The organism is Streptomyces sp. NPDC001450 (genome assembly GCF_053597295.1).
Map to the genome: position 1 here is coordinate 1 of NZ_JBSFHY010000055.1, position 15,602 is coordinate 15,602.

General features: G+C 70.2%; 12 protein-coding genes. All 12 read right to left on the reverse strand.

What is annotated here, in order from left to right:
* Window positions 1–1,151: glucose-6-phosphate isomerase (pgi, locus tag ACWC5O_RS40085; protein ID WP_450781200.1), on the reverse strand; the 1,151-nt coding region annotated here is incomplete at its 3' end.
* Between the two features lie 74 nt (window positions 1,152–1,225).
* On the reverse strand, window positions 1,226–2,488 hold the full coding sequence (locus ACWC5O_RS40090; protein WP_450591547.1) for an MFS transporter: 1,263 nt from the start codon (window positions 2,486–2,488) through the stop codon (window positions 1,226–1,228).
* A gap of 122 nt (window positions 2,489–2,610) precedes the next feature.
* Window positions 2,611–2,898 (reverse strand): RNA polymerase-binding protein RbpA, encoded by a 288-nt coding sequence (locus ACWC5O_RS40095; RefSeq protein ID WP_007448238.1) that lies wholly within the window; start codon window positions 2,896–2,898, stop codon window positions 2,611–2,613.
* 257 nt (window positions 2,899–3,155) lie between these two features.
* Complete coding sequence (gene secG / locus ACWC5O_RS40100) at window positions 3,156–3,386, reverse strand: preprotein translocase subunit SecG (protein WP_450591550.1); 231 nt, start codon at window positions 3,384–3,386, stop codon at window positions 3,156–3,158.
* 102 nt (window positions 3,387–3,488) lie between these two features.
* Window positions 3,489–4,244: a triose-phosphate isomerase gene (gene tpiA, locus ACWC5O_RS40105; protein WP_450591549.1), complete on the reverse strand. Its 756-nt coding sequence runs from the start codon at window positions 4,242–4,244 to the stop codon at window positions 3,489–3,491.
* Between the two features lie 41 nt (window positions 4,245–4,285).
* On the reverse strand, window positions 4,286–5,497 hold the full coding sequence (locus ACWC5O_RS40110) for a phosphoglycerate kinase (protein ID WP_450591546.1): 1,212 nt from the start codon (window positions 5,495–5,497) through the stop codon (window positions 4,286–4,288).
* Between the two features lie 147 nt (window positions 5,498–5,644).
* Window positions 5,645–6,652, reverse strand: coding sequence for a type I glyceraldehyde-3-phosphate dehydrogenase (gene gap / locus ACWC5O_RS40115; protein ID WP_450591545.1), 1,008 nt, complete (start codon window positions 6,650–6,652; stop codon window positions 5,645–5,647).
* A 319-nt stretch (window positions 6,653–6,971) separates the two neighbouring features.
* Entirely contained in the window at window positions 6,972–9,926 is a 2,955-nt protein-coding gene (locus tag ACWC5O_RS40120; RefSeq protein ID WP_450591543.1) for a M14 family zinc carboxypeptidase, read from the reverse strand.
* Window positions 9,927–10,078: 152 nt separating this feature from the next.
* On the reverse strand, window positions 10,079–11,068 hold the full coding sequence (gene whiA / locus ACWC5O_RS40125) for a DNA-binding protein WhiA (RefSeq protein WP_071381536.1): 990 nt from the start codon (window positions 11,066–11,068) through the stop codon (window positions 10,079–10,081).
* Window positions 11,059–12,153 carry a gluconeogenesis factor YvcK family protein gene (locus ACWC5O_RS40130; RefSeq protein ID WP_450591541.1) on the reverse strand — a complete coding sequence of 365 codons (1,095 nt, stop codon included), beginning with the start codon at window positions 12,151–12,153 and terminating at the stop codon, window positions 11,059–11,061. Before ACWC5O_RS40130 ends, whiA begins: the two co-directional genes overlap by 10 nt.
* The gene (gene rapZ / locus ACWC5O_RS40135) at window positions 12,150–13,139 is read right to left on the reverse strand and encodes an RNase adapter RapZ (protein WP_450591539.1); all 990 of its coding nucleotides are present in this window, start codon (window positions 13,137–13,139) and stop codon (window positions 12,150–12,152) included. The genes ACWC5O_RS40130 and rapZ overlap by 4 nt, the downstream gene beginning before the upstream one ends.
* A complete protein-coding gene (gene uvrC / locus ACWC5O_RS40140) occupies window positions 13,136–15,223 on the reverse strand; it encodes an excinuclease ABC subunit UvrC (protein WP_450591538.1) in 2,088 nt (695 codons plus the stop codon). Before uvrC ends, rapZ begins: the two co-directional genes overlap by 4 nt.
* Window positions 15,224–15,602: the final 379 nt, after the last annotated feature.

Below are 15,602 nucleotides of genomic sequence, written 5' to 3' on the forward strand. Positions count from 1 at the left end.
CCGGGCGTGCCCCACACCACCGGACCGGTCTGCCACTCGACCTGCCCCCCGTCCCGCGCCACGTACTTGCCGTTGGACTCCATGTCCAGCTGCTGGAGATAGGCGGTGAACTTGGAGAGGTAGTGGCTGTACGGCAGCACCGCGTGCGACTGGGCGTCGTGGAAGTTGTCGTACCAGATGCCCAACAGGCCCAGCAGGAGCGGCACGTTGGACTCGGCGGGCGCGGTGCGGAAGTGGTCGTCGATCAGGCGGAAGCCGTCGAGCATCTCCCGGAAGCGGTCGGGACCGATCGCGATCATCAGGGACAGGCCGATCGCGGAGTCGTAGGAGTAGCGGCCGCCGACCCAGTCCCAGAACTCGAACATGTTGGCCGTGTCGATGCCGAACTCGGCGACCTTCTCGGCGTTCGTCGACAGGGCCACGAAGTGCTTGGCCACGGCGGACTCGGCACCGAGCGCGTCCAGCAGCCACTTCCGGGCCGAGGTCGCGTTGGTGATCGTCTCGATGGTGGTGAAGGTCTTGGAGGCGATGACGAACAGCGTCTCGGCCGGGTCCAGGTCGCGGGTGGCCTCGTGCAGGTCGGCGCCGTCCACGTTGGAGACGAAGCGGACGGTGAGGTCGCGGTCGGTGAAGCTGCGCAGCACCTCGTAGGCCATCGCGGGACCGAGATCGGAGCCGCCGATGCCGACGTTGATCACGTTCTTGATGCGCTTGCCGGTGTGCCCCGTCCACGCACCCGAACGCACACGCCCGGCGAAGTCGCTCATCTTGTCCAGCACGGCGTGCACGGCCGGGACGACGTTCTCCCCGTCGACCTCGATCACCGCGTCCCGCGGGGCGCGCAGCGCGGTGTGCAACACCGCCCGGTTCTCGGTGACGTTGATCTTCTCGCCGCGGAACATGGCGTCCCGCAGGCCGAACACGTCCGTCGCGGCGGCCAGCTCGCGCAGCAGCCGCAAGGTCTCGTCGGTGACCAGGTGCTTCGAGTAGTCGATGTACAGGTCACCGACCTGCAGGGTGTACCCGGCGCCACGCTCCGGATCGGCGGCGAACAGCTCCCGCAGACGGGTGTCGGCCAGCTCCTCCCGGTGCTTGGTGAGAGCGGTCCACTCGGGCGTCTGGTTGAGCCTGGTACGTCCGTCTGCGTTCATATCCGACTTCAGCCTTCTTTCCTGCAACTGTCCTGCTGCGTACCTTGCCCCGCTGCCGGTTCCAACCTAGTTGATCAGCGGGTGCCGTGAGCTGTCGCGGCGCCGTCCCGCGGGGCAACAACAGGTACGTCCGGCTTGCGCGCGGGTATCAGCGCGATGACGGCGAGGACGAAGAAGCCGGCGGTGAGCAGCGGCGGGGTGTTGCGGCCCCAGGCGGTCGCGACGGCGCCGCCCAGCAGGGCACCCAGGGGTACTCCGGCGCAGGCCAGGGTCCGGAAGGCCGCGGCGACCCGGCCGAGCAGCTCGGCGGGGCTGCGCTCCTGCATCAGGGTCGTCGTGTTCACGTTCCACACCATGCCCATGACCCCGAAGACGGCGAGCGCCCCCACCAGCACGGCCAGGCTGCGCACGGTGCCCATGACGACGAGCGCCCCGGTCTGCACCGCGCCGGCGAGCAGGACGGCGCCCGTCCGGCCGAGGCGGTCCACCAGCCGGCCGTTCACCAGCCCGCCGGCCAGGTTGCCCAGGGTGACGGCGGTGCCCGCCGCCGCGAATCCCGCGGGTCCCGCGTCCAGCCAGCCGGTGACCAGGACGACCAGGGTGGCGAGCAGTGCGCCCATGCCGATGTTGCACAGGGCGGTGGCGGCACACAGTCCGCGCAGGGCGCCGTCGCGCCACAGCGTGCGCAGTCCGTCCGCTATGTCCCGGCGCAGGGTGCCGCCCCCGGGGCCGGCCGCCCGCCGGGTGACCGGGAGGGTGGCGACCAGGGCGGCGGCCACCAGGAACGTGGCCGCGTCGACGGCGAAGGGGAGGGCTGCCCCGGCGGCGATCAGCAGCGGCACGGCCGGCGCGCCGAGCAGTCCGCCGGCGATCCGCTGTCCGGTCATCAGCCGGGCGTTCGCGCTGCCGAGGACCTTGGTCTCCACCAGGGCGGGCAGCAGGGCCGTCGACGCGTTGTCGAACAGCGTCTGGAGCGTGGTCAGGGTGAAGGCCAGCAGGATCAGCAGGCCGATCGAGGCCCGCCCCAGGGCGACGGCCACCGCGAAGCCCGCGACCAGCAGGCCCCGCAGCGCGTCCACCGTCCACATGGCCCGCCGCTGGTCCACCCGGTCGGCGACGGCGCCGCCGAGCAGCCCGAAGACGATCCAGGGCAGATAGCCGCAGGCGGTGACCGAAGCGATGAGCAGGGGCTCGTCGGTCAGCGAGGCGGCCAGCAGCGGCAGCGCGGCCGTACGCAGTGCGTCACCGAAGCTGGAGAGCACCGCGGCACTCCACAGCCGCCCGAATCCCCCGCGCCACGCGGGCGCACCTGACGCCGCCACCTCGACCCCCGTCACAACTCCCCCTCGCGGTTCACGCCTTCACGAAAACCGTAGGGGGTGCCACTGACAGTCGGCCGGACGTGCGGGGAGGAACGGCTTCGGCCAGGCACCGTGGGGCACCCGGCCGATGACAAGTCCTAGATCTCGCCGCGCAGTTTCGCGAGCGCCTCCGCGAGGATCGCCTCGCCGTCCGCGTCGCTGCGCCGCTCCCGTACGTACGCGAGGTGCGTCTTGTACGGCTCGGTGCGCGGCGGGTCCGGCGGGTTGTCCCGGTCCTGGCCGGCCGGGAAGCCGCAGCGCGGGCAGTCCCAGGTCTCGGGCACCTGTGCGTCGCTGGCGAAGCTCGGCTGCGTCTCGTGCCCGTTGGAGCACCAGAAGGAGATGCGCAGACGCGGCGCGGACTCGCCGCGCTCGGCCTCGCCCATCGGCCCCGCCCCGACCCGGCTTCCCCGGATCGCGTTGCCACTTGCCACGGTGTAACTCCCTGCGTGATGGTGCCGCGAAGCGAGTCGGCGTTCCGCTTCGCCGCGAGCGCCTCAGTCTACGTAAGGCCCAACGCGCGTCCAGTGATTGGAGTTACAGCCCCCACATCTAGACGCAAGCCCCATGATAGGCCGCGCTCAGGAGCGCGTACCGAACATGGGGCCTTACGTACGGAATGTATGTGCTTGCGAGACGTCGATCAGCTGTTCGTCTTCATCAGGATGCCGAGGACGACGATGCACGCGAACCACAGCAGACCGACCACGATGGTGATGCGGTCGAGGTTGCGCTCGGCGACCGAGGAACCACCGACGGACGACTGCATGCCGCCACCGAACATGTCGGAGAGGCCGCCGCCCTTCCCCTTGTGCATCAGCACCAGCAGCATCATCAGCAGGCTGAAGACGATCAGGGCGATCGAGAACCCCAAAACCACGGCTGGACCAACTTCCTCGGATTCGGATAAACGACGGGGACACAGCACCACGGCTGTGCCCCCGCCAGGGTACGACGGATCGCGTCTAGCGCATACTCACTGGTCGCGGAAGCGCACGATCTTGACGAACTCGTCGGCGTCCAGCGAGGCGCCGCCCACCAGGGCGCCGTCGATGTCGGCCTGCGCCATGATCTCGGCGACGTTGCCGGACTTCACGGAGCCGCCGTACTGGATGCGGACCTGGTCGGCCAGCTCCTGGGAGTACAGCTCGGCGATCTTGGCGCGGATGGCGGCGCAGACCTCCTGGGCGTCCTCGGCGCCGCAGACCTTGCCGGTGCCGATGGCCCAGACGGGCTCGTAGGCGATCACGACGGTCTCGGCCTGCTCGGCCGGGAGGTCCTTCAGGCCGCCCTCGACCTGGGTGAGGGTGTGCGTGACGTGGTTGCCCGCCTCGCGGACGTCCAGCTCCTCGCCGACGCACAGGATCGGGGTCAGGCCGTGCTTGTAGGCGGCCTTGACCTTGGCGTTCACCAGCTCGTCGGTCTCGTTGTGGTACTGACGGCGCTCGGAGTGACCGATCACCACGTACGTGCACTTCAGCTTGGCCAGCATCGGGCCGGAGATCTCGCCGGTGTAGGCACCGGAGTCGTACTGCGAGATGTCCTGGGCACCGTACTTGATCTTGAGCTTGTCGCCGTCGACCAGGGTCTGCACGGAGCGCAGGTCGGTGAAGGGCGGCAGGACGGCGACCTCGACGGCCTCGTAGTCCTTGTCGGCCAGGGCGAAGGCGAGCTTCTGGACGTGCGCGATGGCCTCGAGGTGGTTGAGGTTCATCTTCCAGTTGCCCGCCATCAGCGGCGTGCGCCCAGAAACATTAGATGCAGCCATTGAGGTCAGTCCTCCAGTGCGGCGAGGCCGGGGAGCGTCTTGCCCTCGAGGTATTCGAGGGAGGCGCCGCCACCGGTCGAGATGTGGCCGAATGCCTTCTCGTCGAAGCCGAGCGTACGCACGGCCGCGGCGGAGTCACCGCCGCCGACGACGGTGAAGCCGTCCGATTCGACGAGGGCCTGGGCGACCGCCTTGGTGCCCTCGGCGTAGTCGGGGTGCTCGAAGACGCCCATGGGACCGTTCCAGAAGACGGTCGCGGCGTCGGCGAGCTTCGAGGCGTACAGCTTGCGGGTCTCCGGACCGATGTCCAGGCCCTCCTGGTCGGCGGGGATGGCGTCCGCGGCGACGGTCGTGGGGTTGGCGGGAGCCTTCGTCTTCAGGTCCGGGAACTCGGTCGAGACGAGGACGTCGACGGGGAGGACCAGCTCGACGCCGCTCTTCTCCGCGCGCTCCATGTACTCGGTGACGGCCGGGACCTGGTCCTCCTGGAGGAGGGAGATGCCGACCTCGTGGCCCTTGGCCTTGAGGAAGGTGTAGGCCATGCCGCCGCCGATGAGCAGGCGGTCGGCCTTGCCGAGCAGCTCGTCGATGACGGCGAGCTTGTCGGAGACCTTGGCGCCGCCGAGCGCGACGACGTAGGGGCGCTTGACGTCCTCGGTGAGCTTCTTCAGGACGCCGACCTCGGTGGCGATCAGGTAGCCGGCGTAGTGCGGCAGGCGGGCCGGGAGGTCGTAGACCGAGGCGTGCTTGCGGTGCACCGCGCCGAAGCCGTCACCGACGTAGACGTCGGCGAGGGCAGCCAGCCGGTCGGCGAACTCGCCGCGCTCGGTGTCGTCCTTGGAGGTCTCGCCGGCGTTGAAGCGCAGGTTCTCGATGACCGCGACCTGGCCGGGCTGCAGTCCGTCCACGGCGTCGTGGGCGGCGGGGCCGACAGTGTCCTGGGCGAACGCGACCGGCGTGCCGAGGAGTTCACCGAGCCGTTCGGCGGCGGGCAGCAGCGAGAAGGCGGGGTCCGGGGCGCCCTTGGGACGGCCCAGGTGCGAGGCGACGACCACCTTGGCGCCCGCGTCGGCGAGGGCCTTGACGGTGGGCAGGACGGCTCGGATACGGCCGTCGTCGGTGATGACGCCGTCGGCGAGCGGGACGTTGAGGTCGGCACGGACGAAGACCCGCTTGCCGTCCACGCCCGCGGAGAGAAGTTCGTCGATGGTCTTCATGAGAGGGGACTCCTGAGGGCTCTTGTTCCTACGAGGGCCGATCTTCGCAGGTCGGCCGGGGCGGCCTGCACGCGCGTCAGGGCTCGGGCAGCGCGACGGTGCGCTGCCCGAGCCCTGCGTGACGCATCAGCTGCCTGCTACGGCCGATCAGAGCTGGTTGCCGACGAAGACCGTCAGGTCCACGAGGCGGTTGGAGTAGCCCCACTCGTTGTCGTACCAACCGATGACCTTCACGTTCTTGCCCTCCTGGACCATGGTCAGGGAGGAGTCGAAGGTGCAGGACGCCGGGGCGTTGACGATGTCGGAGGAGACGATCGGGTCCTCGGTGTACTCCAGGATGCCCTTGAGCTCGCCCTCGGCGGCCTTCTGGAAGGCGGCGTTGATCTCTTCCTTGGTGACCTCGCGGCCGAGCTCCAGGACGAGGTCGGTGACCGAGCCGGTGGGGACCGGGACGCGCATGGCGATGCCGTCCAGCTTGCCCTTGAGCTGCGGGAGGACCAGGGCGGTGGCCTTGGCGGCACCGGTGGTGGTCGGGATGATGTTCTCGGCGGCGGCACGGGCGCGGCGCAGGTCCTTGTGCGGGAAGTCGAGGATGCGCTGGTCGTTCGTGTACGCGTGCACCGTGGTCATCAGACCCTTGACGATGCCGAAGTTCTCGTCGAGGACCTTCGCCATCGGCGCCACACAGTTGGTGGTGCAGGAGGCGTTGGAGATGACGTGGTGGTTCGCCGGGTCGTACTTGTCCTGGTTGACGCCCATCACGATGGTGATGTCCTCGCCGGAGGCCGGAGCCGAGATGAGGACCTTCTTGGCGCCGCCGGCGATGTGCTTCGCGGCGTCTTCCTTCTTGGTGAAGATGCCGGTCGACTCGATGACGATGTCGACGCCCAGCTGGCCCCAGGGGATGTCGGCCGGGTTGCGCTCGGAGAGCACCTTGATGGTGTGACCGTCGACGGTGATGGTGTCGGCGGTGTGGGACACCTCCTGCTTCAGACGGCCCAGGATGGTGTCGTACTTAAGCAGGTGAGCGGTGGTCGCGGTGTCACCCAGGTCGTTGACAGCCACAACCTCGATGTCGGCACCCTGCTCCAGCAGTGCGCGGAAGTAGTTACGCCCGATACGGCCGAAGCCGTTGATGCCTACGCGGATCGTCACGAACCGATCTCCTCGTTGGTACGCCGGCCATGCGGTGCCGGCGAGCTGTATTTGGGATGTCCCCGACCACCCCCGACCCTACCCCTCTGGGGGCCCCGCAGTGACATCGAGATGCCGCATAAAAGGGCAGGCGGTCCGTACCGGCCAGTAGGGTACGGACCACCTCGGATCGGCGGTCGTTTTGCCGCTCTTTGTTACGTAATGCCGCCGCCCGTTGGCGCTCTTTTCACTCGTTCGTGAGCGGGTCGGCTCACCTGATGAGTGCCGTTTTCGCGCACCGTTGAGTGGGGGTCCCGCTCACATGTTGAATACGGCTGTCTCATCTGTCGAGCGAGGCGAACGCCTTCCTCAGCAAGGCCGCCCGGTCGGCCGCCGACGGCACCTGTTCCAGGCCGAAGCCGAGCAGAACGGTGTCCGCGGTGGTGACCGCTCCGTACGTCTGGAAGAGCGTTCCGGTGCGCGTCCAGTCCTTCAGGACCGCCGGGCTGCCCGCGGGCGGTCCGGCCTGCTTCCAGGCGCCCAGGGACGACTCGAAGCCCTCGGTCTCCTTCGCCGTGCCGCCGACCATGAGCGAGGCGTCGTCGACGAGGACACCGTGCCCGCCGCTGCCCGGGTCGGTGATGTAGCTGACCGAGACCTCCACGGACTTGCCGGCGTACGCGCTCAGGTCGAAACTCACCTGCTGCCAGCCGCCGGAGCTGCCGGTGAGGCTGTGCCACGAACCGGTGGTGCCGGTCGCGGTGCAGGCGTTGTCCGCGAGCGTGAGGTAGTGCCTGAGCCAGGGGTGCTCGCCGATCAGGAACCCCGCCCCGCATTCGGCCGGTACGGCAGTCTTCGTGGCGCCGCCGGCCTCGGGGAGGGTCGTCCAGTCGTCGGCGCCCACGGTGTGAGCCTCGACGACCGCGTGGTCGTAGCCGGGCTCGGTGTCCCACAACAGCCGGGTGCGCAGGGCCGGCTGGTCGGCCGCGCTGACCCTGGTGAGGTCGATGGTGCGGGTGAGGCGCTTGTAGGCGTCGTCGGTGTGCAGGGCCGCGGCCATGTAGGAGCCGGAGTACGGGCCGTACGGACTGACGGTCCCGGCGAACCGGCCCGCGCCCGCGCTCTTGAACTGCGGGTACGTGGCGGCGGGCAGCTCGTCCGAGGTGACGCCGTAGGTGCCGGCCTTGTCGAGCGGGTTGCCGGGCACGTCACCGAGGGCACCGGTGTAGCCGTCGAGGCCGCCGGAGCCGGTGAAGGCGGTGGCCCCCTTGGTCGACGTACGGCTGTAGGCGCCCAGGTAGTACTGGCTGAAGTCGTCCGAGAGGGTGCCGTCGCCGAGGTCGACGCTGCCACCGGCCAGCTCGCCGGCCTCGATCAGCCGGCCGCCCTCGTTGAGATAGGCGCGCAGCTGGAGCTGGGTGGCGTTGCCCGGGCCGTTCGCGCCCGAGTAGTGCACGACGGTCCTGAAGTGCCCCAGCACGCCGAGCGCGTCGGGCACGCCCTGGGTGGCGACGTCCCAGACGATGGCCCGGTGCCCGGCCGCCTTCAGCGCGTCCACGTACTTCTGCGCCTGTGCCGCGGCCGCGCCCTCCTCGGCAACGACGAGGGTGTCGGCCTTGGGCCGCGCGGCGATGGTGTACGTGAAGCGGGAGCTGGAGACCTTCTTGCCGCTCCTCGTCTCACCGGTGAACCACACCTCGACCTTGTCGCCCGGTTCACCGTCCTGGACCTTGGCCCGGTACTCGTCGAAGTAGAGGTTGTCCTCGCCGCCGTAGGTCTCGCCGCCCTTCCAGTGCCGAAGCCTCTGGTCCCACGTACGGCCGCCGTTGACGCGGTACTTGAGCTCCTTGTCGCGCACGGCCTTGCGTACGACGACCGAGACCTCCTGGTCCGCGCCCCGCGCGTACGACGTGGAGAACGCGGCCGGGGTGAAGTCGGCGGCGCTCAGACCGACCGAGGAGGCCGGCCGGTCGGGGCGGGCGGCGGTCTCGGCGACGGAGAGCGCGAACGGGACGTTCTTCTCGAACTCCTGCTGGATCAGCTTCTCGTCGTCGGGGAAGTTGAAGACCGACTGGCAGTCGTCGGGCTTCCAGGCGTCGTTCGGGTCGATGTTCGACGCGGTCTCACAGGTCGACATCTCGGGGGTGAACATCGCCATGCCGTTGACGTTCGAGGCGTGGCCGTCCGCTTCGCCGTTGGTGGTGTACAGCTCCGAGGAGACCTGCGAACGGTAGCCCGGGATCGCCGGGTTGTCGGGCGTGCCGGCGAGCGCCTTGTAGAGCACGTCGTCCGGGGTCGGCGTGGCGACCTGCCAGCCGACGCCGTAGAGGAGGAGTTCGGCGGCGGAGTGGTAGTTGATGGCGTACGTGAAACCGATGCGCTTCTCGAAGGCATCGAGGGCCTTGGTCTCCGGCTCGGACTCGGGGCTCGCGCCGCGGTAGGTCTGGCTGGTGGGGTTCGGGGACGAACCCTCGTCGTCGTAGCCCCACTTGTAGGGGAAGTTGCGGTTGAGGTCGACGCCGTCACCCGTGCTGATGACGCCGTCGCCATTGACGTCCCGCAGGTTCTTGCGCCACAGGCGGGTGGTGGAGTCCTTGAACGTGTAGTCGTAGCCGTCGGGGTTGGCCGACAGGACGAACCACAGCTCGGTGGAGTCGACGATCTTCTTGATGCGCCGGTCCGTCCTGTAGTTGTCCAGGTAGTAGTGCATCAGACGCCGGGTCATCTCCGGCGTGATCCACTCGCGGGCGTGCTGGTTGGACATGTACAGCACGGCCGGCTTGGAGCCGTCCTTCGACTTCTGCGCGTTCCTGGTCAGTTTGAGCGCGAGGATGTCCTGGCCGTTGATCGTCCTGCCGATCGACTCGACCTTGGTGAGACCGGGGTGGGCCTGCCCGGTCCGGACGATCTCCTGTTGCAGACCTCCGCTCCCGCCGTAGGGCCGGAACACGCTCTGGGCGGCGCCCTCGACGCGTGCCTCGGCCCTGGCCGAGAGGGCGTGCTCGGTGAGGTGGACGCCCTGCTTCTCGAGCTTCCTCGCCTGCTTGTCGGTGAGGTAGACCTCAACGGTGCTCTTCCCGTGCCCGGCCACCTGCTCGCCGAGTTCCTGGCCGTCCTGCCCGGCCTTGAGGAGCAGGGGAATCTGTCTCTGGGTGACGTCTGCCCGGAAGACCTTGACCGCGTCGGGGTCGGACGGGGCGGGACTTCCGCTCTGCGCCTGGGCGATGGGTGCAAGGCTCGCTCCCCCGATCAGGAGCGCGCCGACAGCGAGGATCGATCTCGCTCTGTGTCTCATGAACCCCCCTACCAGTGGTCCGCCACAGCGGCGAACAGGTTGCCAGGCTCATGTCACTTCATGATCGAGTCAAGGGCGCCTCATGGACACGCAAATGCCGGTGCCGACCACCCGAATGGACGTCGGCACCGGCGAATTGACGGTGCTTCGGGTCAGCCCGCCAGGTTGTCCGCCAGCTCCTCGCTGAGGTTGGCCTCCGTGCTCGGGATGCCCAGGTCGGCGGCGCGCTTGTCGGCCATCGCCAGCAGACGGCGGATCCGGCCGGCGACCGCGTCCTTGGTCAGCGGCGGGTCGGCGAGCGCACCCAGCTCCTCCAGGGAGGCCTGCTTGTGCTCCATGCGCAGCCGGCCCGCCGCCGCGAGGTGCTCGGGCACCTCGTCTCCGAGGATCTCCAGGGCGCGCTGGACGCGGGCGCCGGCGGCCACGGCGGCGCGGGCCGAGCGGCGCAGGTTGGCGTCGTCGAAGTTGGCGAGCCGGTTGGCGGTGGCCCGCACCTCGCGCCGCATCCGGCGCTCCTCCCAGGCCAGCACGGACTCGTGCGCACCGAGCCGGGTCAGCAGGGCGCCGATCGCGTCACCGTCGCGTACGACGACCCGGTCCACCCCGCGCACCTCGCGGGCCTTCGCCGCGATGGACAGCCTGCGGGCGGCGCCCACCAGCGCGAGCGCGGCCTCCGGGCCCGGGCAGGTCACCTCCAGGGAGGAGGAGCGACCGGGCTCGGTCAGCGAGCCGTGCGCCAGGAAGGCCCCGCGCCAGGCCGCCTCCGCGTCACAGGTGGCTCCGGAGACCACCTGCGGGGGCAGGCCGCGGATCGGGCGGCCCCGGCCGTCGACCAGGCCGGTCTGACGGGCCAGCTGGTCGCCGCCCGCGACCACGCGCACCACGTAGCGCGAGCCGCGGCGCAGGCCGCCGGGCGCCATCACGATCAGTTCCGAACTGTGGCCGAAGATCTCCAGGATGTCCCGCTTGAGCCGGCGGGCCGCCATCGCGGTGTCCAGCTCCGCCTCGATCACGATGCGCCCGCTCACCAGGTGGAGGCCGCCGGCGAACCGCAGAATGGCGGAGACCTCCGCCTTCCTGCAGCAGGTCCGGGTGACGGGGAGCCGGGAGATCTCGTCCTTCACCGCTGCCGTCATCGCCATGGGCCGATCCTTCCATGCATCCGAAAAATACGGTCGTACGCGGCGGCCAGCAGCTCCGGGTCGTGCCGGGGGCTGCCGTCGGTCCGGGCCACCGGCGCCAGCTCGACCGCGGCTCCCAGCCGCTTGGCGGCCTCGGTGAGCGAGTCGCGGTCGGGCACCGCGGCCTCGTCGGCCAGCACCACGTCCAGGGCGAGTTTAGGGGCGTGTCGCCCCAAAACCTCCAAATGACGCTGCGGGGAGAAGCCCTCGGTTTCTCCGGGCTGCGGGGCGAGGTTCAGGGACAGGACCTTGCGCGCCTTGGTCTCGGTGAGGGCGTCCCGCAGCTCGGGGACGAGCAGGTGCGGGATGACCGAGGAGAACCAGGAGCCGGGGCCGAGCACCACCCAGTCCGCGTCCAGGACCGCCGCGACGGCCTCGGGGACGGCGGGCGGGTCGTGCGGCACGAGGTGCACGGACTGCACCTCACCGGGGGTGAGGGCGACGGTCGCCTGACCGCGCACGGTGTCCACGTCTTCCGGGCGCTCCGGGTCGTGCCCCTTGACCAGGGCCTCCAGCTCCAGCGGCACGGCGGACATGGGCAGCACGCGGCCGTGCGCGCCGAGCAGCTTGCCGACCAGGTCCAGGGCCTGGACGTGGTCGCCGAGCTGCTCCCACAGGGCCACGATCAGCAGGTTGCCGACCGCGTGGCCGTGCATCTCGCCCTGGGACTGGAAGCGGTGCTGGATGACCCGGGCCCAGGTCTGGCCCCAGTCGTCGTCACCGCACAGCGCGGCCAGGGCCTTGCGCAGATCGCCCGGGGGGAGCACGCCCAGCTCGTCGCGCAGGCGCCCGCTGGAACCGCCGTCGTCGGCCACCGTGACGACGGCGGTGAGGTCGCCGGTGATCCGGCGCAGCGCGGCGAGCGAGGCGGACAGGCCCATGCCGCCACCGAGGGCGACGACCTTGGGCTGGGCGCCGCGCCGGCGGGCCCGGCCGCCGCGGACCTCGGCGGGGCGAGCCGCCCGCGCGTCGGCCGCGGCACGGCTCGAACGGCCCTCCGGCACCACCCGGCGCAGCCTGCTCAGCCGCGGTGTACGTTCCGTCATTCCCGTCCCATGTCCCGGTGTACGAGCACCGTCTCCACGCCCTCGGCCGCGAGACGCGCGGCGAGCTTCTCCGACATCGCGACCGAGCGGTGCTTGCCGCCGGTACAGCCGATGGCGATGGTCACATACCGCTTGCCCTCACGCCGGTAGCCGGCCGCGATGAGCCGCAGCAGCTCGGCGTAGCGGTCGAGGAACTCCTTGGCGCCGGGCTGGTTGAAGACATAGGCGGCGACCTCCTCGTTGAGGCCGGTGTACGGGCGCAGCTCCGGCACCCAGTGCGGGTTGGGCAGGAACCGCATGTCCGCGACGAGGTCGGCGTCGACCGGCAGGCCGTACTTGAAGCCGAAGGACATCACGGTGGCCCGCAGCTCGGGCTCCTCCTCGCCCGCGAACTGGGCGTCCATCTTGGCGCGCAGCTCGTGCACGTTGAGGCTGGAGGTGTCGATCACCAGGTCGGCGTCGCCGCGCAGCTCGCGCAGCAGCTCGCGCTCGGCGGCGATGCCGTCGACGATGCGGCCGTCGCCCTGGAGGGGGTGCGGGCGGCGCACCGACTCGAAGCGGCGCACCAGGGCGTCGTCCGAGGACTCCAGGAAGACGATCCGGCGCGTGACGCCCCGGCTGTCGAGGTCGGCGAGGGACTCGCGCAGGTTGTCGAAGAACCGCCGCCCGCGGACGTCGACGACGACCGCGATCCGCGCCACGTTGCCCTGCGAGCGGGCGCCCAGCTCCACCATGGTGGGGATCAGGGCGGGCGGGAGGTTGTCCACGACGAACCAGCCGAGGTCCTCCAGACACTTCGCGGCCGTCGACCGGCCCGCTCCGGACATGCCGGAGATGATCACCAGCTCGGGGATGGCCGCTTCGGGGGCCCCGGCCGGCGTGGCATCCGTACTCACCTGTGCTCCGTTTTCCTCAGCCGCCTGCTGCGGCTCCCCTGCGGCCGCCTGATCTCGGTCCGCTGTGGGCTGTGCGTCGTGCTCGGTCATCTCTCCTGCCCCCGTCGTTCGTCCGGGAGACCCGCGGACACGGGCTCCCCCGAGGAACCCGCCGTCGTATCGGGTTCCTCGTCATCAATGATCTCTCCGGTCGCCGTGTTCACGGCGGGTGCGGCCGGAGCCGCCTGGGCGAGGGCCGCTGCGATGGTCTCGGCCGTCTTCCGGCCTATCCCGGGCACCTCCTGGATCTGCTCGATTGTGGCGGACCGCAGCTTCTTCACCGAGCCGAAATGCTTGATGAGCGCCTGTTTGCGGGTCTCGCCAAGGCCGGGCACGTCGTCCAGGGGGCCGGCGCGGAAACGCTTGGCGCGCTTGGCGCGCTGGTAGGTGATCGCGAAGCGGTGCGCCTCGTCGCGCACGCGCTGGAGCAGATAGAGGCCCTCGCTGGTGCGGGGCAGGACCACCGGGTCGTCGTCGTCCGGCACCCAGACCTCCTCCAGGCGCTTGGCGAGGCCGCACACGGCGATGTCGTCGATGCCCAGCTCGTCCAGCGCCCGGCGGGCCGCCGCGACCTGCGGCTGGCCGCCGTCGACCACGACGAGCTGCGGCGGGTAGGCGAACTTCCTGGGGCGGCCGTCATCGTCCTTGAGGGAGCTGGTGAGGGGATCGCCGTCGCCGAGGACCTGCTCGCCGTCGGTGTGCGCCTCCTCGCCGTCGGCCCACTCCCCCGTCTTCTCCTTCTCGGCGAGATAGCGCCTGAAGCGTCGGGTGATGACCTCGTGCATGGAGCGGACGTCGTCCTGGCCGGCGAAGCCCTTGATCTGGAAGCGGCGGTACTCGCTCTTACGCTGCAGGCCGTCCTCGAACACGACCATGGAGGCGACCACGTCGTCTCCCTGCAGGTGCGAGATGTCGTAGCACTCGATCCGCAGCGGGGCGCTGTCCAGGTCGAGGGCGTCGGCGATCTCTTCCAGCGCCCGGGAGCGCGTGGTCAGGTCGGAGGCGCGCTTGGTCTTGTGAAGGGCGAGGGCCTGCTGAGCGTTGCGCTGCACGGTCTCCATGAGCGCCTTCTTGTCACCGCGCTGCGGGATGCGCAGCGAGACGTTCGACCCGCGGCGGCCGGTCAGCCACTCCTGGACCGGCTCGACCGGCTCGGGCAGGGCCGGGACCAGGACCTCCTTGGGGACTGCGTCCCCCGTCTCCTCGCCGTACAGCTGCTGCAGGGCGTGCTCGACGAGGGCGCCGGTGGTGACCTCCTCGACCTTGTCGGTCACCCAGCCGCGCTGGCCGCGCACCCGGCCGCCGCGCACGTGGAAGATCTGGACGGCCGCCTCCAGCTCGTCCTCGGCGACGGCGATGAGGTCGGCGTCGGTCGCGTCGGCGAGGACGACCGCACTCTTCTCCATGGCCTTCTTCAGGGCCTCGATGTCGTCGCGCAGGCGGGCGGCCCGCTCGTACTCCATCTCCTCGGCCGCCACCATCATCTGCTTCTCCAGACGGCGGAGGTAGGTGCCGGTACGGCCCGCCATGAAGTCGCAGAACTCCTCGGCCAGGTCCCGGTGGTCCTCCGGGGTGATCCGGGCGACGCAGGGAGCGGAGCATTTGCCGATGTAGCCGAGCAGGCAGGGGCGGCCGGTGCGGGAGGCGTTCTTGAAGACGCCGGCCGAGCAGGTGCGCACCGGGAAGACGCGCAGCAACAGGTCGACGGTGTCCCGGATGGCCCAGGCGTGGCCGTACGGGCCGAAGTACCTGACGCCCTTCTTCTTGTGACCGCGCATCACCTGGACGCGCGGGAACTCCTCGTTCATCGTCACCGCGAGGTACGGGTAGCTCTTGTCGTCGCGGTACTTGACGTTGAACCGGGGGTCGTACTCCTTGATCCAGGAGTACTCCAGCTGCAGCGCCTCGACCTCCGTGGACACCACGGTCCACTCCACGGACGCGGCGGTGGTCACCATCGTCCGGGTGCGCGGGTGCAGGTTCGCCAGGTCCTGGAAGTAGTTCGCCAGGCGCTGGCGCAGGCTCTTCGCCTTTCCGACGTAGATCACCCGGCGGTGCTCGTCACGGAACCTGTACACCCCCGGGGAGTCCGGGATCTCACCCGGCCTGGGGCGGTAGCTGGAGGGGTCGGCCATGTCTCACACCCTACTGGCGAGCACCGACACCGCGTCGCGCCTGTGGACAACGCCCACCGGCGCGGATCCCCCGGTCAGCCCCGGTCGGCACGGCCCCCAGCCGGACTGCCCCCGAGGGCTGCGCTTCCGGCCATGCCGGCCCCTCCGGATCCGTCCGGCGGGGCGCCCGGGCGGCACCCCTGCGGCCCGTGGCGGCCCCGGCCCGCACGCGAGGGGGTCGCTGCTCGGCCAGGAGCACACGGTGGCCGGGTCCAAGGTGTTGTCGGGGTCTGGTCAACACGCTTCAATGCGGGGGAACTCGGGGCCGTGCACACCGGCGTACGGACGCGGTGTGCGCGCATACGGGCGCCTCCAGACGCCCACGGGGGTGGCCCCGCAC

Coding starts and splice junctions, on each gene's coding strand:
- uvrC (WP_450591538.1), bottom strand. CDS start 15,223: ATGGCCGACCCCTCCAGCTACCGCCCCAGGCCGGGTGAGATCCCGGAC.
- ACWC5O_RS40095 (WP_007448238.1), bottom strand. CDS start 2,898: ATGGGCGAGGCCGAGCGCGGCGAGTCCGCGCCGCGTCTGCGCATCTCC.
- whiA (WP_071381536.1), bottom strand. CDS start 11,068: ATGGCGATGACGGCAGCGGTGAAGGACGAGATCTCCCGGCTCCCCGTC.
- tpiA (WP_450591549.1), bottom strand. CDS start 4,244: ATGGCGGGCAACTGGAAGATGAACCTCAACCACCTCGAGGCCATCGCG.
- ACWC5O_RS40110 (WP_450591546.1), bottom strand. CDS start 5,497: ATGAAGACCATCGACGAACTTCTCTCCGCGGGCGTGGACGGCAAGCGG.
- ACWC5O_RS40120 (WP_450591543.1), bottom strand. CDS start 9,926: ATGAGACACAGAGCGAGATCGATCCTCGCTGTCGGCGCGCTCCTGATC.
- rapZ (WP_450591539.1), bottom strand. CDS start 13,139: ATGACCGAGCACGACGCACAGCCCACAGCGGACCGAGATCAGGCGGCC.
- ACWC5O_RS40130 (WP_450591541.1), bottom strand. CDS start 12,153: ATGACGGAACGTACACCGCGGCTGAGCAGGCTGCGCCGGGTGGTGCCG.